This window comes from Kitasatospora sp. NBC_01560, from assembly GCF_045208415.1.
Classification (GTDB): domain Bacteria; phylum Actinomycetota; class Actinomycetes; order Streptomycetales; family Streptomycetaceae; genus Kitasatospora.
This window is the reverse complement of sequence record NZ_CP109364.1, coordinates 3,507,851-3,527,095: the sequence shown is the minus strand read 5'-3', so window position 1 is coordinate 3,527,095 and position 19,245 is coordinate 3,507,851. Positions and strand designations below refer to the sequence as shown.

13 protein-coding genes, 1 tRNA gene and 1 pseudogene are annotated in these 19,245 nt (G+C 74.7%); 5 read left to right on the top strand and 10 right to left on the bottom strand.

The genetic code is table 11. The annotated features are described in order from the left end of the window. Nucleotides 1-289: 289 nt before the first annotated feature. Nucleotides 290-940, top strand: coding sequence for a histidine phosphatase family protein (locus tag OH807_RS15110; protein WP_406198698.1), 651 nt, complete (start codon nucleotides 290-292; stop codon nucleotides 938-940). Between the two features lie 96 nt (nucleotides 941-1,036). On the opposite strand, the gene OH807_RS15105 is transcribed toward OH807_RS15110, so the two are convergent. Next, nucleotides 1,037-2,767, bottom strand: coding sequence for a hypothetical protein (locus OH807_RS15105; RefSeq protein WP_406198696.1), 1,731 nt, complete (start codon nucleotides 2,765-2,767; stop codon nucleotides 1,037-1,039). A gap of 326 nt (nucleotides 2,768-3,093) precedes the next feature. On the opposite strand from OH807_RS15105, the gene OH807_RS15100 reads away from it, so the two are divergent. The 3 genes from OH807_RS15100 (at nucleotide 3,094) to OH807_RS15090 (ending at nucleotide 5,403) form a co-directional block, all read left to right on the top strand. Continuing rightward, a complete protein-coding gene (locus tag OH807_RS15100) occupies nucleotides 3,094-3,618 on the top strand; it encodes a hypothetical protein (RefSeq protein WP_406198693.1) in 525 nt (174 codons plus the stop codon). Nucleotides 3,619-3,809: 191 nt separating this feature from the next. After that, complete coding sequence (locus OH807_RS15095; protein ID WP_406198690.1) at nucleotides 3,810-4,748, top strand: spermidine synthase; 939 nt, start codon at nucleotides 3,810-3,812, stop codon at nucleotides 4,746-4,748. Nucleotides 4,749-4,941: 193 nt separating this feature from the next. Next, nucleotides 4,942-5,403 carry a GNAT family N-acetyltransferase gene (locus OH807_RS15090; protein ID WP_406198688.1) on the top strand — a complete coding sequence of 154 codons (462 nt, stop codon included), beginning with the start codon at nucleotides 4,942-4,944 and terminating at the stop codon, nucleotides 5,401-5,403. A 44-nt stretch (nucleotides 5,404-5,447) separates the two neighbouring features. On the opposite strand, the gene OH807_RS15085 is transcribed toward OH807_RS15090, so the two are convergent. The 6 genes and pseudogenes from OH807_RS15085 to OH807_RS15060 form a co-directional block, all read right to left on the bottom strand. Beyond that, nucleotides 5,448-6,422 carry a hypothetical protein gene (locus OH807_RS15085; protein WP_406198686.1) on the bottom strand — a complete coding sequence of 325 codons (975 nt, stop codon included), beginning with the start codon at nucleotides 6,420-6,422 and terminating at the stop codon, nucleotides 5,448-5,450. 115 nt (nucleotides 6,423-6,537) lie between these two features. Beyond that, nucleotides 6,538-6,984 carry a DUF4442 domain-containing protein gene (locus OH807_RS15080; RefSeq protein ID WP_406198684.1) on the bottom strand — a complete coding sequence of 149 codons (447 nt, stop codon included), beginning with the start codon at nucleotides 6,982-6,984 and terminating at the stop codon, nucleotides 6,538-6,540. 275 nt (nucleotides 6,985-7,259) lie between these two features. Continuing rightward, nucleotides 7,260-7,335, bottom strand: a tRNA-His gene (locus OH807_RS15075). 242 nt (nucleotides 7,336-7,577) lie between these two features. Next, nucleotides 7,578-8,180 carry an oligoribonuclease gene (gene orn, locus OH807_RS15070; RefSeq protein WP_406198682.1) on the bottom strand — a complete coding sequence of 201 codons (603 nt, stop codon included), beginning with the start codon at nucleotides 8,178-8,180 and terminating at the stop codon, nucleotides 7,578-7,580. An 845-nt stretch (nucleotides 8,181-9,025) separates the two neighbouring features. After that, a pseudogene (locus OH807_RS15065) lies at nucleotides 9,026-10,042 on the bottom strand (helix-turn-helix domain-containing protein); the annotation flags it as partial. Between the two features lie 1,878 nt (nucleotides 10,043-11,920). Further along, nucleotides 11,921-12,808, bottom strand: a complete 888-nt coding sequence (locus OH807_RS15060) for an HAD family hydrolase (protein WP_406198680.1) — start codon at nucleotides 12,806-12,808, stop codon at nucleotides 11,921-11,923. A gap of 887 nt (nucleotides 12,809-13,695) precedes the next feature. Here OH807_RS15060 and OH807_RS15055 point away from each other — a divergent pair. Continuing rightward, nucleotides 13,696-14,175, top strand: coding sequence for a universal stress protein (locus OH807_RS15055; RefSeq protein WP_406210991.1), 480 nt, complete (start codon nucleotides 13,696-13,698; stop codon nucleotides 14,173-14,175). A 221-nt stretch (nucleotides 14,176-14,396) separates the two neighbouring features. On the opposite strand, the gene OH807_RS15050 is transcribed toward OH807_RS15055, so the two are convergent. The 3 genes from OH807_RS15050 to OH807_RS15040 all read right to left on the bottom strand — a co-directional run bounded on the left by OH807_RS15050 (nucleotide 14,397) and on the right by OH807_RS15040 (nucleotide 19,191). Further along, a complete protein-coding gene (locus OH807_RS15050) occupies nucleotides 14,397-15,587 on the bottom strand; it encodes an acyl-CoA dehydrogenase family protein (RefSeq protein ID WP_406198677.1) in 1,191 nt (396 codons plus the stop codon). Between the two features lie 287 nt (nucleotides 15,588-15,874). Then, nucleotides 15,875-16,861, bottom strand: coding sequence for a hydroxymethylglutaryl-CoA lyase (locus OH807_RS15045; protein ID WP_406198675.1), 987 nt, complete (start codon nucleotides 16,859-16,861; stop codon nucleotides 15,875-15,877). Then, nucleotides 16,858-19,191 (bottom strand): biotin carboxylase N-terminal domain-containing protein, encoded by a 2,334-nt coding sequence (locus OH807_RS15040; RefSeq protein WP_406198673.1) that lies wholly within the window; start codon nucleotides 19,189-19,191, stop codon nucleotides 16,858-16,860. The genes OH807_RS15045 and OH807_RS15040 overlap by 4 nt, the downstream gene beginning before the upstream one ends. Nucleotides 19,192-19,245 lie beyond the last annotated feature (54 nt).

The following is a 19,245-nucleotide window of genomic DNA, read 5'->3' as shown; positions in this document are numbered from 1 at the left end:
GGCGGCCATCCACGGCGATTCCGGGCGCTACCGGGACGCTGCCGGGGCTTGTCGCGAGGTGGCGCCGGTGCGGGTTGCAGGAGCACCGGCGGTGGCAGCTGCGGGCGGGTGCGGGCGGGTCGGGCGGGTTGAGCGAGGGGGCTGCCGGTGGCGAGCCGGCGGGAGTGCCGCGGGACGGCCCGGCGTCGGGGCCCTGGATCGTGAGCCGTACGCAGGTGGGGGATCATGGAGTCACGGTGCTCAATGGTGAGACCGGCCGTTGCCACCGCCCCGCTGCGAGGAGCCACCCATGCCCGCCCGAATCGTCCTGGTCCGCCACGGCGAGACCGAGTGGTCGGCCACCGGCCGACACACCGGCCGGACCGACATCCCGCTCACCGAGGAGGGCCGCGCGATGGCCCGGGCGCTCGGCGCCCGTCTCGCCAAGGCCCCCTGGAACGGCCTGCCGGACGCCCTCGTCTTCACCAGCCCGCTCGGGCGGGCCAAGGAGACCTGCGCCCTGGCCGGCCTCGGTGACCGCGCCGAGGACCGCCCCGAACTGCTGGAGTGGGACTACGGCCAGTACGAGGGCCGGACCGGGACGGACATCAGGGCCACCGACCACCCCGGCTGGTTGATCTGGCGCGACGGCGTGCCCGGCGGCGAGAAGCTCTCCGACGTGGCCGCCCGGGTGGACGCCTTCCTCGCCGAACTCAACGACGAGCACGGGGTGCCCGAGGCGGACACCACCGTGATGCACGGCGCCGACCGTGACGTGGTGCTCTTCGCCCACGGCCACCTGCTGCGCATCCTGACCGCCCGCTGGCTCGGTCTGCCGCCCGAGTACGCCCAGCGGTTCAAGCTCGGCACGGCCGCGCTCTGCGTGCTCTCGTGGGAGTACGGCGCCCCGGCGGTCGAGGTCTGGAACGACCTCGGCCACCTGGAGGGCCTGCAGCACTGACCGCGTTCCCGCGGAGCCGGGCGGGGCGTCGCCGCTCCGCCCGGCTCCGCGGGCCGGGTCATGGAGGCCCCCCGTCGGGCCCCGGTGGCTTTGGGCTCAGGCGGCTGCCGCCAGGTCGTAGTCGGTCAGGAACCGGCCGACCTCGGGGACGGCGCGGTGCGGTCGCAGGCGCTCGGCCGTGTGCGCGAGCATGCTCCTGATCCGCGCCGAACGGACCTCGCCGAACAGCGCCACGGCGGCGGTGCCGTGGTGGGCCGCGCCGGCCAAGTCCCCCCGGCCGAGGCGGTCGTGCGCCAGCTCGGCGGTGTACAGCACGCGATTGCGCACGAACTGCGGCTCCTGGAGCCTTATGGCCAGGCCGGCCTGCTCGCTGGCCCGGTCCCACTCGCCGAGGGCGGACCAGCACTGCGACTGAAGCCCGGCGATCTCGGCCTCGCCGAAGAAGGACATCCACTCCGGGTCCGCCTCGGAGGGACCGCGGTCGAACAGCGTGTACGCCCGGGAGAGCGCCCGCACGCAGGCGGGGCGGTCCTGGAGCAGGGCCCAGCCCCCGGCCTCGCGCATGGCCAGCAGGGCGAGCAGCCGGTCGGAGTCCAGATACCGGGCGGCGACCTGCCCGGCCTGGGCCGCGCGCAGCGCCTCACGGGGCCGGCCGGCGTCCCGGGCCAGGAAGGCGCTGTTGCAGAAGACGTGGGCCTCCAGCGCGGGATCGCCCGCCATCCGGGCGGTGGCGAGCGCCTCGGCGTACAGCGAGCGGGCCTCCGCCAGCCGGTTCGAGTCGTGCGCCAACCAGCCGACCGAGATGGCCAGTTCGCCGGCGCCGGTCTGGAGTCTTCGCTCGGTCTCGGTGCTGTAGTCGCCCTCGTTGAGCAGCACGTAGGCGGTGCGCAGCGACTGCCCGGCCCGCTCGAACAGCGCGTCGGCCCCGTGGGCGTCGTCGGCCATCCGAATCTCCCGGACGGCCTGCTCGACGCCGAGCACCTCGGCCGCACCGACCTTGCGGGCCGGCGGGACCGGACCGGGCCGGCCGGGCACCGGAGTGGAGCCGGGGGCGAAGCCGGGCTCGGGCCCGAAGTGCGGGTCGAAGCCGGGAGCGGGTTCGAAGGCGGGGCCGGCCTCGAAGGCGGGGCTGCGGCCGGACAGGGCCGGGAGGCTGCCGAAACGGCCCGCGCCCGGCCCGGGCTGGGCCGGGATGAAGGCGCCGGCGGCCGGCCCCCCGGCGCCGGCCGCGGCCGGGAGGGGGCGGGTGACGGCGGCATCGGCCGGCGGGTCGATGCCGATCACGGTGGCCAGCGCGGCGGAGCCGCCGGCCAGGAACGTACGGCGACGCACGTCGTCGTTCTCCTCGTCGAGATGGTGCGGTCCGGCGGGCCCCCGGGGAGGCGCCGCGGGCCTCGGCAGCAGGCGCCCGTCCGGTACGGGTGGTTCCGCGTACGGCGAGGCAGCGTACGGGAGTTGGGTGGAGAGCGGCGGGCGCGGGGCGGGCAGGGGCGGGAACTGCTGGTGGAGCGGGAGTGGCGGGGAGCCCCCGCCGCCGTCCGCCGAGCGGCGGCGGACGGCGGCGCGGGGGGAGAAGCCGAGGTCGGTCAGCGAGCGCCCCGGCCACATGTGCCGGAACACCCGCTCGTACGCGTAGTTGGGGCAGCGGATCTCGCCGGACTCGACCCGGCCGACGTAGCGGGCATCGCAGGACACGTGCTCCCCGATCTCGCGCGCGGCCCGGCGCACGGCCATGGCGAACTCGCCCGGCGAGCGGTCGCCGCGCAGCGCGCGCATCACGGTGTTGGGTGACGGGCGGTTCGGCTCGGCCGGTGGGGTGGCTGCCATGGTGCGCTCCGTGGTGGGTGCGGGTGGGCCCGGTGGGGCCGGATGGACCACCGGGCACGCCACCGACAGTACCGGGAGTCACCGAGCGGCCACAGCGTGTTTGTGGCTGATGTGCTGACAAACATCGCCAAAACGGGCACTGTTGCCGAGATCCGCCATGAAATGCCATGCCTTGCTGTAAGGCGCCCCGTGGCCTCGGGAGTGCCCTCGGCGTTGTCCTGGTACCTGGAAGCCCCGGCCGCCACCCGGCCCGCCGTCCGCAGCGGCGGCCCCCCACCCCCGGGCGGCGGTGCTTCCGACCGGACGAGGTGACAGGAGGGCCCGCGATGGCCACCGGAGTACCGCAGTACCACCGTCTGGTCGGCGGAGGAGTACTCGCCGCCGCCGCTCCCGCCCTGCTGCCCGAGCCGGCCGACGACCGCGGACCGGGCCGCGGTCCGGTCGAGGGCGGCCGGACGTTGTGGGGCGGCGGCAGCGGATCGCTCCGCCGTCTCGGCGGGGAGGGCGACGGAGTGATCGTCACCGGGTGCGACACGGTGACGGTCGCGCTGCGGCACGGTCTGGAGGCGGTCGACATCCTGCGGCTGCGCCGGGCCTGTGGCGCGGTGCTGCAGAGCCGGAACGGCAGCACCGTCTCCTTCCTCGTCCCCGCGGGCACCGCGGAGACGTGGCACTTGCCCGGCAGCTCCTGTACGGCGGGCGCCCTGGTGCTGCCCGCCACCGATCCGCGATGGGTGATGCCGCCGGTCGGCGCCGACTGCACCGCCCGTCCCACCGACGCCTGGGTCCTGCGCTCGGCGCTCTGCGAGGCCGCCTGCACCCTGACCGCCGGCGGTCTCGGTCCGTTCTGACCCCTGTCCGCGCGCCCCTTGCCCGTCCTTCGGTCTTCTCTCCGTTCTCTTCTCTCTCTCGCCCCTCCTGTCCGAGCCCGTTCGAGCCCGTCCGCCCCTGACCGGTGGCCCCGCCCTCCTCCCGCCCTCCTCCGGCCCCCACCCGCCCCCACCTGCACCGAGCTGCGGAGTTCTCCGCCGGCCCGGCGATAATGGCCGCTATGGGACGAAGCAGCAGAGCCGGCCGCAGCACGGACAAGGGCCGTACGGCGGCCGAGCCGCAGTCGGCGGCCACCGGCCCCGGCGGCCGGACGCATGCCCAGGGCCCGCTCACCCGTCCCGTCGACTCCGGGCTCGCCGAACTCCGCCCCGACCGGGACCGTCCCGCCGCCTGGTCCTTGCTGATCGACGGCGCGCCGCAGTCCATGGTCGACCTCGCCGATCCGACGCACCTGGGCTTCGAGTACCAGCGCCGGCTGGGCCACCTGATCGACCTGGTCGCCCCGCCCGGTCGTCCGCTCACCGTCCTGCACCTCGGCGGCGGCGCCCTGACGCTGGCCCGCTACGTCGCGGCCACCCGGCCCCGGTCCCGCCAGCAGGTCGCCGAGATCGACACCGCACTCACCGAATTCGTCCGTGCCGAGCTCCCGTTGGACCGTGGCTGGCAGATCAAGGTGCGCGGCTCGGACGCCCGCAGCGTTCTCGAACGGACCCCCGAGGGCACGGTCGACCTGGTGATCACCGACGTCTTCTCGGCCGCCCGCGTCCCGGCGCACTGCACAACCGTCGAGTTCACCACGCTGGCGGCCAGGGCGCTGGCCCCCGGCGGCTGGTACGCGGTGAACATCGCCGACGGCTCGGCCCTGCCGTTCGCCCGCTCCCAGATCGCCACGCTCGGCGCGGTGTTCCCCGAGCTCTGCCTGGTCGCCGACCCGGCCGTGCTGCGCGGGAAGCGCTTCGGAAACCTGATCCTGGCCGCCGCCCACACCCCGTTCCCGCTGGCCGAGCTGAGCCGCAAGGTGGCCACCGATGCCGCTCTCGGCCGGGTCGAACACGGGCGTGCCCTGGCCGACTTCGCCGCCGGTGCCGCCCCGGCCACGGACGCCACTGCGGCACCCTCCCCGACCCCGCCGTCGACGGTCTTCCTGTAGCGGCACCGGTCGGGGCTGCGGACGGCCACTGTCCGGTGGCGGCTGCTGTTCGGTGGCGGCCGCGGCCCGGTGGTGCCGGTCCTTCGGACGCTCGGGCGCCCGCAATTCCCTTGCCGGTCCGGAGCCGTGCTGCCGACAATGAGGCGCGACCGTCCGGACACCGGACGGCCGGGCCGAAGGGGAGAAGCGCGTCATGCGGATCAGACCGGCCCGGCCGGACGAGGCGGAGCCGCTCAGCTCCCTCGCCCTGCGGTCCAAGGGGCACTGGGGTTACGACGAGGCGTTCCTGGCGGCCTGCCGGGAGGAACTGACTCTGGACGCCGCCGGGATCGAGCGCGGGCGGACGGCCGTCGCCGAGGACGGCGACCGGGTGCTGGGCTTCGTCACACTCGTCGGGGTGCCCCCGCAGGGCGAGTTGGGCATGCTCTTCGTCGAGCCCGATGCCATCGGCCGGGGCGTCGGCCGTCTCCTCGTCGAGGACCTCCGGGGCCGGGCGGCGGCGCTCGGCTTCCGTCGGCTCACCATCGACGCGGATCCGAACGCGGAACCGTTCTACCTGGCGATGGGCGCGAAGCGGATCGGCTCGGCCCCGTCCGAATCGATCCCCGGCCGCGAACTGCCGCTGCTCGCACTGGACATCGCCGCGACGGGTTGAGGGTCGGGGCAGCGCTGCGGTTCCGGCGGGCGGCTCCGGTGGGCTCAGTGGCCGCGCGGCAGACCCCGGTGCTTGCACATCGCCGCGCCGGTGAGCAGCAGCCCGGCCGCGATCGGCGCGAGGACTGCCGTTCCGGTGCCCGCGAGGCCGTGGCCCGCCGGGGCGGTGGCGAGCGTGGCACCGGCCGGCGCAAGGGCCTCCTGCGGTGCGGCGGTGCCCGGCCCGGTGGCCCGGGTTCCCCTGCTGCCGGCACCGGTCGGTGCCGGGTTCTCCGGCCGGCCGTCGGCGCTGTCGCGGGCCGGTGGCGGCGCGGCGGGGCCACGCTGCGCGGCGGTCGACGAGGCGGGCCGCGCGGCGGTTCCGGAGCGGCCGGCCACCGGGGTGCCCTCGGTGTCCGCGTCCCGGGAGGCCCGCGCCGAGGCGGTGGTGGCCTGTGCGGGCGCGGGGCCGAGGAGTCCGGAGGCGATGGCGAAGGCGTCCGGGACGGCGGCCCGTTGGCCGGGCAGCGGCAGGCCGCCGGCCCTGATCCGGTCCTGCAGGACGTCGCCCGGCGGTGCGGTCGCGGCGTCCAGCCCCCCGGCCACGGGGGCGGTTGCGCCGGCGAGTTCGCCGAGCAACTCCGGGGACGCGGCCTGGCCGGGTGCGCTTCGGGCGGTCGCGGCCTGCTCCGGCGTCCCCCGGCCGGGGGAGTGCGGCTTGTCGGCGGCTCCGGCCGGGCCCGGTGCGGTAGTGCCGGAGCCGTCCTCCCGGCCGTCACGGGGGAGGTGTCCGGCTGACTCCCCGTCGGGGTTCTGCCCGCCGTTCAGTACCCGCCCGACCGTGCGGCTCACCGGTTCCGGCAGGGGCTCGGCGGCTGCCGCGTACGCACCGGGCGCCCCCAGGCCCCAGAGCTGTGCGAGCAGCGCCCCGCCCGCCGCGACGGCACGCGGGCCGGGCAACCGGCGGTCACCCGTGCGCCGTGCACCGCCGACGGCGCGTCGGGCGGGGGCCGGGGCGTTGGTCGCGTGATTGGCTCGCACGTGAGGAGAGAACGAGCGGACGGGCCGTGAGGTCACGGGCGTCGTCACGGACAGTCATCATCGCGGCCGTGGTGCCGTCGGCCCCCGGCCTCGGGGGCCGACCGCCACCGGGTGCTCAGGAGTTGGGGCGCAGGGTCCAGATGACGGTCATGACGCCGGTCACGGCACCGTCGGCGCGGGTGATCTCGACGGTGACCGGGAACTCCGGGCGCTCGCCCTTGTCCAGTTCGGCGACGATGTCGGCGGCCGGGCGGCCCAGTACGGCCGTGGCGGTGACGGTGCCCATCGCGAGCTTCTTGTACGCGATCTCGGCGCTGACCGCGAGCGGCACCGCGCGCGAGAGCTGGTCGCTGAAGGCGCCGAGCACGATGCAGCCGCTCGCGGACTCGGCGAGCGTGAACATCGCGCCGGCGTGCGGGCCGCCGACGTGGTTGTGGTACTCGGGCTGGTCGGGCAGGCGGAGTACGGCGCGCTCGGGCGTCGTCTCCAGGTACTCCAGCTTGAGGGTGCGTGCCATCGGCACGGTCGAGTCGAGGAGCTGGCCGATCGAAGGTGTGGTCATGGCAGCAATGTTACTGGCAGGTAGCTTGTTGGGGCAGGTCTCTCGGCAGATCTCTTCTCCCGGAGGCGGGTCAGTACCGGGGAGTGCGGGTGGGCCCGGGGCGTGTTCGGGTGGGGCCGGAGGCGCCGAAGCCGTCGGAGTGTGAGGCGGCACACGCGAGGGGCAGCGCGTACGAACACGAGAAGGGCGACGGTGCGCGCGCGGGGACGCGGCGGCGGGCGGGCGCCAAAACGCCTGAGGGGCCGATCTCTTGAAGAGATCGGCCCCTCAGGCTCTGGGGTGAGTGACGGGACTTGAACCCGCGGCCACCTGGACCACAACCAGGTGCTCTACCAACTGAGCTACACCCACCATCTGTCCGGCTCGTTCCCGCTTTCGCGTTCCCGTTCCGACAGAAAGAACTCTACAGGATCCGAGAGGGTGCTCGCGCCAGGGTTTCGCTCACGCACCCGCGGGCGTTCCGGCGGGCCCTCGACGGGCCGGCCGGCTGTCCCGGTCGGTCGGTCGGACCGGCCGGGACAGGTGGGAGGGCACGACCCGGCGGGACGGTCGGACGGCGGGGCCCGGGCAGGTCCGCCGGGCGCACCGCCGGGTCAGTCCGTCGGTGCCTGGTACTTCTCGGCGATCGCTCGCGCGGTGTCGGTGTCCGGTCCGGGCTGCGCGACGAACACCGCCTCGCGGTAGTACCGCAGTTCGTCGATGCTCTCGCGGATGTCGGCGAGCGCCCGGTGGTTGCCGCCCTTCTGCGGGCTGTTGTAGTACGCCCTCGGGTACCAGCGGCGGGCCAGCTCCTTGATCGAGGAGACGTCCACGATCCGGTAGTGCAGGTGGCCCTCCAGGGCGGGCATGTCCCGGGCCAGGAAACCGCGGTCGGTCGCGATCGAGTTCCCGCAGAGCGGCGTCCGCCCGGCCTCCGGTGCGTACTCGCGGACGTACGCGAGGACCAGCGCCTCGGCCTCGGCCAGCGTGACGCCGTGCTCCAGCTCGTCGAGCAGGCCGGAGGAGGTGTGCATGGTGCGCACCACCTCGGGCATGTTCGCCAACGCCTCGGCGGGCGGGCGGATGATGACGTCCACACCCTCGCCGAGCACGTTCAGCTCGGAGTCCGTCACCAGCGCCGCGACCTCGACCAGGGCGTCCCGGTCGAGGTCGAGGCCTGTCATTTCACAGTCGATCCATACCAAACGGTCATTCACGTCACTCACCCTACGGCGCGATCACGCGCCGCGGGCACCGGAGGAGTCGCACGCGGCGCCGGGGCCGGGGCCTCGGGGCCGTGCTCGTCCTGCTCGTGACCGTCCGACCCGTGCGCGTCCCGGGCCCGATCGGGCTGGCCGACCGGGTGAGCGGGGTGCGCCTGGTGACCGTCCCGCGCGGTCCGCTGGTCGCGCGGCTCCCGAGCTGCGTCCGGATCGGTGGCACGCCCGCCCTGCGGCCGGACCTGCGGAGCGCGGCCCTGCCGGGACCGGGCGTCCGGAGTCCCGGGCGCCGCCGGCTGCGGCAGCCGGCCGGCCGCCCCGCCGTGGCCACGACCGCCCGCGCCGACGCCGGCGGCACCGCCGCCGGCCGCGCCGGAATCGTCCGACGGCCGTTCGGCCGCACTGCGGTGCCCCTGGCCCTGCCCGCGCGCACCCGGCTGGGGCTGCCCGTCCTCGGCGGCGGCGTGCTCCGCCGTGCGGGGCGGCCGCCCCGCACCCGGGCCGGCCTGGCTCGGTACCAGCGGCGGCCGGGCCGGGCCCCGCCCCGCACCCGGCTGCCCGGGGTGCGGCTGGTGCGGGTACGGCTGCGCGGCGCGGGCGTGGTACCCCGGCGCGGACGGCTGGCCGTGCTGGCCGGGGTGGCCGGGCATCCCGGGGCCTCCGCCCGCGAGCGGGTGCGAGGACTGCTGACCGTGCTGCCCGCCCGGTCCGTGCTGTCCCTGCTGGCCGAGGAGCGCCCCGCCCGCGGCGGCAGCGGCATGGGCCGCGGCCGACTGCGGTGCGGCGCCGGTCAGCCGGAGGTCGCCCGGGTGCGTCGGGGCCGGCGTCGGGGAGACGGTCCCCGGACGGCGGGCCCGGTAGCTGGTCCGGTACGCGGCCGGCGAGACCCCGAGCTGACGGCGGAAGTGCCCGCGCAGCGCCACCGGCGACCGGAAGCCGCAGCGGCGGGCGACGTCGTCCACCGAAAGCTCCGAGGTCTCCAGCAGCCGCTGGGCCTGCAGCACCCGCTGGGTGATCAGCCACTGCAGCGGGGCGCTGCCGGTGAGGGTCCGGAACCGCCGGTCGAAGGTGCGCCGGCTCATGTAGGCGCGCGCCGCCAGCACCTCGACGTCGAACTGCTGGTTGAGGTTCTCCAGCGCCCAGGTGACCACCTCGGCCAGCGGGTCGTTGCCGATCTCTTCAGGTAAAGACTGATCGATGTACTGGGCCTGTCCGCCGCCGCTGCGCCGGCTGGGCACCACCAGACGGCGGGCCAGGGCGTTGGCCGCCTCGGCGCCGTGGTCGCTGCGCACCACGTGCAGGCAGAGGTCGATCCCGGCGGCCGTGCCGGCCGAGGTCAGCACGTCGCCGTCGTCGACGAAGAGCTCGCGCGGGTCGACGTGGACCCGGGGGTAGCGCTTGGCGAGCGTCGGCGCGTACATCCAGTGCGTGGTCGCGGGCCGGCCGTCCAGCAGACCGGCGGCCGCGAGCACGAACGCACCGGTGCAGAGGCCGATGATCCGCGCACCTTCGTGGTGGGCCTTGCGCAGGGCGGTGATCGCCTCGACCGGCGGCGGCTGGGAGATGGAGCGCCAGGCCGGCACCACGATCGTGCCCGCCCGGGCGAGCGCCTCCAGGCCGTACGGCGCGGAGAGCGTCAGGCCCCCGGTGGTGGCGAGCGGCCCCTCCTCCCCGGCGCAGACCAGCAGCCGGTAGCGCGGGACCCCGGCGTCCTGGCGGTCGACGCCGAAGACGGAGAGCGGGATCGAGCTCTCGAAGATCGGTGCGCCGCCGAAGATCAGCACGGCGACGGTCTCCCGCCGGCGCCGGCCGGACAGCTTCCGTGGCGCGGCTGCCATCACGGCGGTCGAGGAGCCCATCGGACCGGACCCGCCGACGCTGCCGTGGCCGGCCGGGCCGTGGCCGCCGGCGCCCGGGCCGAGCGGACCGGGCGGGAGGCCGGCGCCGTTCAGGCCGCCCGACGTGAGGGCGGTGGAGGCTGGGCCCGGGGCCGTGCCGCCGGCGAACGCCGGGAAGCCGGCGTCCTGCCCGAGCTGCTGGCCGTGCTGGCTGTGGGACTGGCCGTGCTGGCCGTGGTGCGGGCTCTGGGCGGGTCCGTGGAGGATCCCGTGGCCGGAGCCGAGGATCTGGCCGAGCCCCGCAGGGCCGGATTGGCCGGGAACCGACGGGCCGGCGTGGCCTCCCGCGCCGCTGCCCTGACCGGCCGCCGGGCTGACGGACGGCCGGCTGACGGACCGTCCGCCGAACTCACCCGCCGCCGGGAAGGCCGGGGCGCCGGCTGCACCCGGTGCCGACGGGGCGGCTGGGGCTGCAGTGGCAGCAGAGGGGTACGAGGAGTACGGCGCGGCGCCGGAGATGCCGGAGGGGCGGGGGTTGGCAGCGATGGCCGGGGCGCCGGTGGCTCTCGGGGAACGACCCGCGATACCGGCTGCGGCCCGGCCGCTGTCAGGACCCGCGTCGCTCCTGCTCACCCTGCTCAAGGCGCTCAAGCCCCCTCGGTGGTGTGGTGTGGTGGTGCGGCACTGCTAGCCAAGATCGAATCTATCGGGTGGACCGTTGCCGTTGTGACAAGTTCACCATCCGACGCTATGTCGACATGGCAATTTGGCGTGATGCATTCGATCACGAAGCGTGGCACCCGTCGACCCTTCTGGGAAGGGGGCCGGTGCAACGGTGGCTGGTTGTCGCGGGACTGGTCCTGGGACGTCCGGCTCCGACGTACCCGGCCGGCTGGTCTGGGCTGCGGCTTTGCCCAAGCGCAGGGGAGCTGCACGAGATTGACCGAAAATCGGCGGTGCACGGGAGGGCGCACGCCGGCTGAACCGTGCGCCTCCCTGACTCCATCCGGCCAGTGCCGGGGCGGCAGGGCGATGATCGGCGGCCGGCGGAGCCGTCCTGCGGCGAAGAGCATCCGCCGGCTCGAACAGGCCACTGGCCTGCCGTCGTTCCGGCCCGCCCGCGAGTGGGTGTGCGCTCGGCGACGGTCGGCCGGCGCCGGTCGGCCGGTGCCCGTTCCGCCCGCAGTCCGGATGCCGCCCGCCCGACTGTTTTTTCGCGACGTCACGGCGAAGCCGTACCGATCGGGGGCGAACTGACGCGCATTCTGCAGCTGCTCCACCGTCCGGGGCGGACAGGCAGGCTCGGCCGACCTCTTCGGGCTGTGGGGGAGGGGTGGGTGGAGGCTGCGCCGGCGGGTCGCGCGGAACCGGGCGAACTGCGCGGTCCGGGCGGACACGATCCGGCAGCCATGGCCCGGCGGAGGTGGCGCGGCAGGCACGACCTGACGGGCTTTCCGGCTCCGGGCGCCGATCGTGCGGGCAAGGACCGGCGCCGGCCGCTTCGGTGGCATGCGCGTCGCGCCGGGGTGTGCGGTGGCGCGAGCGGGCGTGCCAGGGCTGCCTGTTGCGGGACGGCCGTGTTCGGCACCGTGGGCGCGCTGGCCGGACGCGCGCCGAGGCGCCTCCTGGAGCTCGGCGGACCTCGTCGGCCCGGCCGTTCCGGCCGCTGTTCTCTCGACGGCATGCGGCCGCCGACTCCCGGTTCCGGATCGTGAGCCGAGTCGGGGGAGTGGCCCGCTGCCGGGAGCGGGGCCGTGCCGACGGACCGGCTGCCGGCTCGGCCGCAAACCCGCCGGAACGGTTTTGGACACCAACTTCCTTCACGGGGAGCGAATCGGCGTCACCCGATTCGGCCCTGGGAACAGGCGCATACCGGCCGCCAGGGGCGGACGGCGGGAACTATGCGCCGAACCGTGCGCCGGGTAGCGCCGCCACCGTACGGCCGCCCGGCAGCGGGTGCTCCCCGGGCAGGATCCGGTCGCCCGCCACCGGGCGCTCGCCCGCCACCGAGTGGTCTCCCGCCGCCGCGCGGTCCCGGGACGGCCGGGGGCTCCCCGGTGCCGCACCCGTCGTGCGGCGACGGGCCGCCCCGCCGGCCCGGAGTCCTGATCCGGCCCCGGGCGCGCTGCGGGCGGACAGCACCTGGCCGATGGCCTCCGGCAGGCCGGCCGCCTTCAGCGTCGGCCGGTAGCCCGGCTCGGCCCACGGCCGGCCGTGGTGCAGCCAGACGCTGCGCAGTCCCGTCAGTTCCGCACCCGCGATGTCGGCGGGGGCGTGGTCCCCGATCATCCAGGTGTCCGCGGTCCAGTCGCCGGTGGGAGCGATGCCGCAGCGCTGTGCGGCGATCTCGAAGATCAGCGGGTCGGGCTTGATGCAGTCGGCCTCCTCCGAGATCACCCAGCCGTCGACCATCGGGCCGAGCCCGGTCCGGCGGATCTTCTCCAACTGGGGGCGGGTGTTTCCGTTGCTGACGATGCCGAGCGTCCAGCCCGCGGCCCGCGCCGCCCGCAGGGCGTCGATGTGCCGGGTGGGGCAGTGGATGTGGGAGTTGATGCCGCGTCGGTAGTGCGCGAGCAGGAAGTCGAGGGAGTCGTCCAACCCGTAGCGGCGCTGGGCGGCGGACAGTACGGTGCTGCGCGGCACGTAGCCGCCGCCGTCGATGGTGGCGAGCCAGTCGAGGTCGCCGGGCGGCAGTTCGCGTTCGGCGAGAAAATCCTGAGCCCAGGCCCGGAAAGCGGCGTCCCTGGGGAGCAGCGTGTTGTCGAGGTCGAGCAGGAGCAGGGGCATGCCGAGCATGGTGTCAGCGGGTGCGCCTATGCATCTGGCAAATGCCAGACGCCGTCGCGAACCCGTGCCTATTGGCTGAAACGGGTGCCGGAGCCCGTTGGGTGTCGTCGCTCCGGGGGCAGCGCCCGGGGGTCGGCGGCGACGGATCGTTGTCGATCAATGACAGTCCGGTCACGGTGTTCCGGGGGCCTGTTGCGTCGCCCGGTTCGCTCAGTCAAGCTCCAGGGAACCTCCTTTGCCGGAGGGGGCGCGATCGTTCGCAGACGGGGGCGCGCAGCAAACGGCGGGCGCATCCTCCGTTTGCGGGAACAAAGGCGTTCGGAGACCTCACCGCTGGGCTGAGCCTCCCGCCCGTCGTACTCTGAAAGGAATAGGTCACACACGGTGGTGCGCGGCGCAGACCGACGTCGTCCCGTAGGCGGCCCCGCTGCCCGGGCAGCGTTGTCCTCTTCTGTCGGCCCATCTCCTTCGAAGAGCCTTGAGCCATGGCTGGTTTTGAGTCCTCCCGACCGGTTCCACCGGACGCCGTCCGCAGCGCGGGCGCAGCGGGCCGGCGGAGCGTCGGCGCACACGGAGGCGGCGGAGATTTCGGGGGAGAACCGGTTGCCGTGGACGCTCGGGCCCTTTCCCGGATCCTTCGCGCGTTCGCGCGTCGCGGCCGCTCCGGCCTGCCCCGGCCGAGCGAGGAGCAGCCGGAGCAGCAGGCCCGGCACCAGCAGCTGGATCAGCAGCAGGATCAGGGTCAGGACCAGCAACAAGACCAGCGGCAGGACCGGGACCAGCACCGGGATCGCCGCCGCAGCCGGGAGCAGCATCGTGACGGCCGTGCGGAGCCGACCGTGACGGGCCGCCTGGGTCCGGGTGCCGAGCGCCCGGGGAACGCCGGGCTGCCCAGTGCCGCGGGAGAACCGGCGCCGCAGGATTCGGCCGCCCAGGCCTGCGATCCGGCGTTCCAGCACGGTGTGGTGGTGGGGTTCGACGGCTCACTGTCGAGTGAGCGTGCCCTCGCCTACGCGGTGGGCATGGCTCGTCGCTCGCAGTGCGGCCTGGTGATCGTCCATGTCGCCAATCGCCTGCCCGCGACGGTCTGGGCCGGCTGTGAGCCTCCTGTCTTCGTCGATCTCCCGGACCATCGGACCGAGGTCCTCGGCCTGGAACTCGCCTGTGCGGACTTCCTGGCCGGTGTTCCGTGGATTCTGGTCGAGCGCGGCGGTGACATCTGCCACGAGATCGAGGAGGTCGGTCGCGAGTACGCGGCCGACGCCATCGTGGTGGGCAGCACGCACGGCCTGCTCGGCAAGATCTTCGGTTCGGTCTCCGGTCGGCTGGCCCGGCGTGCCAACCGCCCGGTGATCGTCATTCCCTGACGGCAGATCAGGTCGACGGGCGGGTCGTTCCGGCTGCCCCCGATTCCTCGGGTCGCTCCGGTTTCGTGGAGTGCCCCAACTCCCCCGGTGCTCCTGGTTCTCCGGCCGTCCCGTCGACTGCCGGGCCCGGCTCCGGTGAGCCCGGGTGCGGGCCCACCGGTCGGTCGACGAGCGGTCGGAGAACCAGGAGGACGGGGTCTCCTCGCGGTCGGGGCGGGGCTTCAGGAGCCGATGCCGAGCTCCCGGGCGATGAGCATGCGCTGGACCTCCGAGGTGCCCTCCCCGATTTCGAGGATCTTGCAGTCGCGCCAGAAGCGGGCGACCGGGAATTCGTTCATGAAGCCGTACCCGCCGTGGATCTGGGTCGCTTCGCGGGCGTTGTCGACGGCCGCCTCGGACGAGTACAGCTTGGCGATCGCGGCCTCCTTCTTGAACGGTTCGGCGTGCAGCAGCCGGGAGGCGGCGTCCCGCCAGGCGAGGCGGGAGGTGTGCGCGCGCATCTCCATGTCGGCGAGCTTGAACTGGATGGCCTGGTTGGAGCCGATCAGCCGGCCGAAGGCCCGGCGCGTCCCGGCGTAGGAGACGGACTGGTCGACGCACCCCTGGGCCAGGCCGGTGGCCAGGGCTGCGATCGCGATGCGGCCCTCGTCGAGGATCCGCAGGAACTGGGCGTAGCCGCGGCCGCGCTCGCCCAGCAGGTTGGCCGCGGGAACGCGGCAGTCGGTAAAGGACAGTTCGCGGGTGTCGGATGCGTTCCATCCGACCTTCGAGTACTTCTTCGACACCTGGAACCCCGGGGTTCCGGTGGGCACGATGATGGAGGAGATTTCGCGCCGGGGCGAGGAGGATTCGCCTTCTTCACTCGAACGAGCGATCGGTTCGGTGAGCGCGGTGACCGTGACCAGGCCGGTGATGTCGGTGCCGGAGTTGGTGATGAAGCACTTGGTGCCGTTGATGACCCACTCGTCGGTGGCCTCGTCGTACCGGGCCGTGGTGCGGGTCGCGCCGGCGTCGGAGCCGCCCTCGGGCTCGGTCAGGCCGAAGGCCCCGAGCAGTTCGCCGGAGGTCAGCCGGGGCAGCCACTCGCGCTTCTGCTCCTCCGTCCCGAAGCGGTAGATCGGCATCGCGCCGAGCGAGACCGCGGCCTCCAGGGTGATCGCGACCGAGGAGTCGACCCGGGCGAGCTCCTCCAGGGCGAGGCAGAGCGCGAAGTAGTCGCCGCCCATGCCGCCGTACTCCTCGGAGAACGGCAGGCCGAACAGGCCCATCCGCCCCATCTCCCGGACGATCTCGTAGGGGAACTCGCCCTGCTCGTAGAACTCGCCGATCTTCGGCGCGACCACGTCCTGGGCGAACTCGGCTACGGTGCGCCGGAGTTCCTCGTACTCGCTGTTCAGCCGGTGATCGAGCATGGTGATCCTCCAGTGGCCCGGCCGGGGTGGCCGCGGGCGTGATCGGGATGATCGTGTGCCGATCGGACGGTGTGACCGGCACACGGGGTGTGGGGTGGGACGGGGTGGCGCACGGAACGGAAGGTGCGCCCGGGGGTGCCGACCGGACCGGAGTCCGGGCGGCACCGGGGCGCCGGGGGGTGTCGAAGGGCAGCGCGGGAGTCGTGGGGACGGCGCGGGGGCCGTCCGGAGTGCCGGAGCGCGGGCAGGTGCCGGACGCCGGGCGGAGCCGCCGGGCGCCGGCGGGGTCAGCCCCCGTCCGCGCCGAGCAGCGCCTGGACGGTGCGGGACGGGCTGGGGCGGCCGAGCTGTCCGGCCATCCAGCCGCTCGTGGTGACGAGTGCGCGCAGGTCGACCCCGGTCCGGATGCCGAGGCCGTGCAGCATCCAGACCAGGTCCTCGGTGGCCAGGTTGCCCGTGGCGCTCTTGGCGTAGGGGCAGCCGCCCAGTCCGCCCGCCGAGGCGTCGACCGTGGTGACGCCGCTGCGCAGCGCGGCCAGCGTGTTGCTGAGGGCCTGGCCGTAGGTGTCGTGGAAGTGCACCGCGAGCGCGCCGACCGGTACGCCGGCCGCCGTGAAGGCGTCCAGGAGCGCGGTGACCTGGCCCGGGGTGGCCACGCCGATGGTGTCGCCGAGGCTCAGCTCGGTGCAGCCCATCTCCAGCAGCCGGACGCCGAAGCCGACCACCTGCTCGGCCGGGACGGCACCCTCCCACGGGTCGCCGAAGCACATCGAGAGGTAGCCGCGCACCCGGACCCCGGCGGCGGTGGCCCGTTCGACCACCGGCCGGAACATCGCCATCGCCTCGTCCGCCGAGCGGTTGAGGTTGCGGCGGGCGAAGGTCTCCGTCGCGCTGGCGAACACGGCGATGTCGGTGGCGTGGTGGGCGAGCGCGCGGTCCAGCCCGCGCTCGTTGGGCACCAGCACCGGGAGCCGCAGGCCGGGGTGACGCTCCGGCAACTCGGCGAGCCGCGGGACGAGCTCCTCCGCGTCGGCGAGCTGGGGCACCCACTTCGGGTGGACGAAGCTCGTCGCCTCGACGGTGCGCAGCCCGGTGGCCGCGAGCCTGGCGATGAACTCGGCCTTGACGCCGACCGGGACGAGGGCGCCCTCGTTCTGCAGTCCGTCGCGCGGTCCGACCTCGTGGATCCGGACCTCCTCGGGCAGGCCCGGGGCGCGGACGGCGTCGGGCAGGCCCAGGTCGAGCGCGTCGGGCTCGTGCGCGGGGGTGGTCATGACCGCACCGCGGCGGCTTCGCCGTCCACCCGGTCGGCGGGGCCGTCCGCGTCGTCCTCGGCCGGGGCGACCACGACCAGCAGCTCCTCCATGGCCACGGTGGCCCCGGCGGTGGCCCGCAGCTCGCTCACGGTGCCGTCGTGCGGGGCGGCGATCACGTGTTCCATCTTCATGGCCTCCAGGACGAGCAGGGGTTGGCCCCGGCGGACCTGCTCGCCGACCGAGGTCTTCACGACGGTGACGGTGCCGGGCATCGGGGCGGTCAGGGCGCCGTGGTGGGCGCCGCCGCCGGCCGTGCTCGCACCGGCGGCGTCGTACGCGTGCAGCGGCCAGGCGTCGCCGTCGATGCCGAGCCAGGTGACCCGCGCGGCGGCCGGGCCGGCGTCGTCGGTGGTCAGGGCGAAGGTCGTCTGCAGGCCGTCGACGGTGAGGCGCAGGCGGTTGCCGGTCCGCACGGCCCGGGCGCGGTGGGCCGGTCCGGAGCCCAGCCGGATGTCCACCTCGGGGGTGAAGCCCGGGGGAATGTCAGTGGCCTCGGCTACGTTGCTCGCAGTGACCGGACGGACGCTCAGGGCGACCGGATCCTGGCCGGGGGTCCGGAGGCGGTGGGTGGTCCAGGCTGCGTCGCCGCCGAGGCGCCAGCCGGAGGGAAGGGAGAAGGGGTCGGTCCAGCCGTCGCCGTCGGCGCCGGGTGCGAGGTCGAGGTGTTCGGAGAGTGCGGCCGCGTAGTAGAGGAGGTGGGCGGGGGTGGGAGCTTCCACGGGCCGCGGGCCGGCCGGTTCTGCGGTGTCCGAGGTGGTGGAGGAGGCGGGGGTGCCAGGGGCGCCCGGAGTACCCGAAGGGTCCGAGGCGTCGGCGGCCGGGGAGGTGGTGCCGGAGGCGGGGGAGTAGGGCGAGGCCAGGAGGGCGGGCTGCTGCTGCGCGGTCTGTTCGACCAGGCCGGTGTCGAGTCGGCCGGCGGCGACCTCGGGGTGTGCGAGCAGTCGCCGCAGGAAGCCGGTGTTGGTGGTCACGCCGAGGATCCGGGTGTCGGCCAGCGCGGCCCGGAGCCGGCGCAGCGCGGTCGGGCGGTCGGGCCCGTACGCGATGACCTTGGCGAGCATGGGGTCGTAGGCGCTGGTGATGACGGTGCCCGCGGTGACGCCGGAGTCCACCCGGATGCCTTCGCCCTGCGGCTCGTCCAGGACCAGGATGCGCCCCCCGGTGGGCAGGAAGTCCCGTTCCGGGTCCTCGGCGCAGATGCGGGCCTCGATGGCGTGGCCCAGGAAGGAGATGTCCGGCTGGGAGAAGGTGAGGTGCTCGCCCGCGGCGATCCGGACCTGCCACTCGACCAGGTCGAGCCGGCCGGTGGTGCCGTCCGGGGCGTTGACGGCGACGGCGAGTTCGGTGACGGGGTGCTCCACCTGGAGGCGGGTGTTCATCTCCATGAAGAAGAAGTCCCGCACCCCCTCGGTGGAGGCGGAGTCCGGGTCGATGCCGGGGACGATGAACTCCACGGTGCCGGCCCCGGTGTAGCCGCAGGACTCCGCGGCGCGGACGGCCGCGGCGCCCATCGCGGCACGGGTTTCGGCGTTCAGCAGGACGGAGGGTGCCTCTTCGATCAGTTTCTGGTGGCGGCGCTGCAGGCTGCACTCGCGCTCACCGAGGTGGACGGTGGTGCCGTGGGCGTCGGCCAGCACCTGGACCTCGATGTGGCGGGGGCGGTCGACCCAGCGCTCCAGCAGCAGCGTGTCGTCGCCGAAGGCGGTCCGGGCGACCCGTCGTGCGGCGGCGATCTCGGTCGGCAGCTCGGCGGGGTCGCGCACCAGGCGCATGCCCTTGCCGCCGCCGCCGGCGGAGGGCTTGAGCAGCACCGGGTAGCCGATCTCGTCGGCGGCCGCGACGAGCGCCTCGTCGCTGGGCGCGGTCACCCGGCTGCCGGGGACGACCGGGACGCCGGCGGCCCGGACGGCCTCCTTGGCGTTGATCTTGTCGCCCATCAGCTCGACCGCGGAAGGAGGAGGACCGATGAAGACGAGGCCCGCGTCGGCGCAGGCGCGGGCGAAGGCGGCGTTCTCTGCGAGGAAGCCGTAGCCGGGGTGGACGGCCTGGGCGCCGGTCCGGCGGGCGGCCGCGAGGATCTGGTCGGTGCGCAGGTAGGTCTCGGCGGCGGAGCTGTCGCTGCGGTCGGCCGGTCCGAGCCGGACCGCGACGTCGGCCTCGCGGACGTGGGGTGCGTCGGCGTCCGCGTCGCTGTGGACGGCGACGGAGCGCACGCCGAGCCGCCGCAGGGTGCGGATCACCCGGACGGCGATCTCGCCGCGGTTGGCGACCAGAACTGTGTCGAACATGGGAGGCGTTCCTCCGGGTCGAGTGGAGCCGTACGAAGGAGGTGGTGAGAGAAA

Excerpts from the sequence above, each read along its gene's own strand:
- OH807_RS15110 (WP_406198698.1), top strand. The coding sequence starts at position 290 with ATGCCCGCCCGAATCGTCCTGGTCCGCCACGGCGAGACCGAGTGGTCG.
- OH807_RS15105 (WP_406198696.1), bottom strand. The coding sequence starts at position 2,767 with ATGGCAGCCACCCCACCGGCCGAGCCGAACCGCCCGTCACCCAACACC.
- OH807_RS15100 (WP_406198693.1), top strand. The coding sequence starts at position 3,094 with ATGGCCACCGGAGTACCGCAGTACCACCGTCTGGTCGGCGGAGGAGTA.
- OH807_RS15095 (WP_406198690.1), top strand. The coding sequence starts at position 3,810 with ATGGCCGCTATGGGACGAAGCAGCAGAGCCGGCCGCAGCACGGACAAG.
- OH807_RS15090 (WP_406198688.1), top strand. The coding sequence starts at position 4,942 with ATGCGGATCAGACCGGCCCGGCCGGACGAGGCGGAGCCGCTCAGCTCC.
- OH807_RS15080 (WP_406198684.1), bottom strand. The coding sequence starts at position 6,984 with ATGACCACACCTTCGATCGGCCAGCTCCTCGACTCGACCGTGCCGATG.
- OH807_RS15060 (WP_406198680.1), bottom strand. The coding sequence starts at position 12,808 with ATGCCCCTGCTCCTGCTCGACCTCGACAACACGCTGCTCCCCAGGGAC.
- OH807_RS15050 (WP_406198677.1), bottom strand. The coding sequence starts at position 15,587 with ATGCTCGATCACCGGCTGAACAGCGAGTACGAGGAACTCCGGCGCACC.
- OH807_RS15045 (WP_406198675.1), bottom strand. The coding sequence starts at position 16,861 with ATGACCACCCCCGCGCACGAGCCCGACGCGCTCGACCTGGGCCTGCCC.
- OH807_RS15040 (WP_406198673.1), bottom strand. The coding sequence starts at position 19,191 with ATGTTCGACACAGTTCTGGTCGCCAACCGCGGCGAGATCGCCGTCCGG.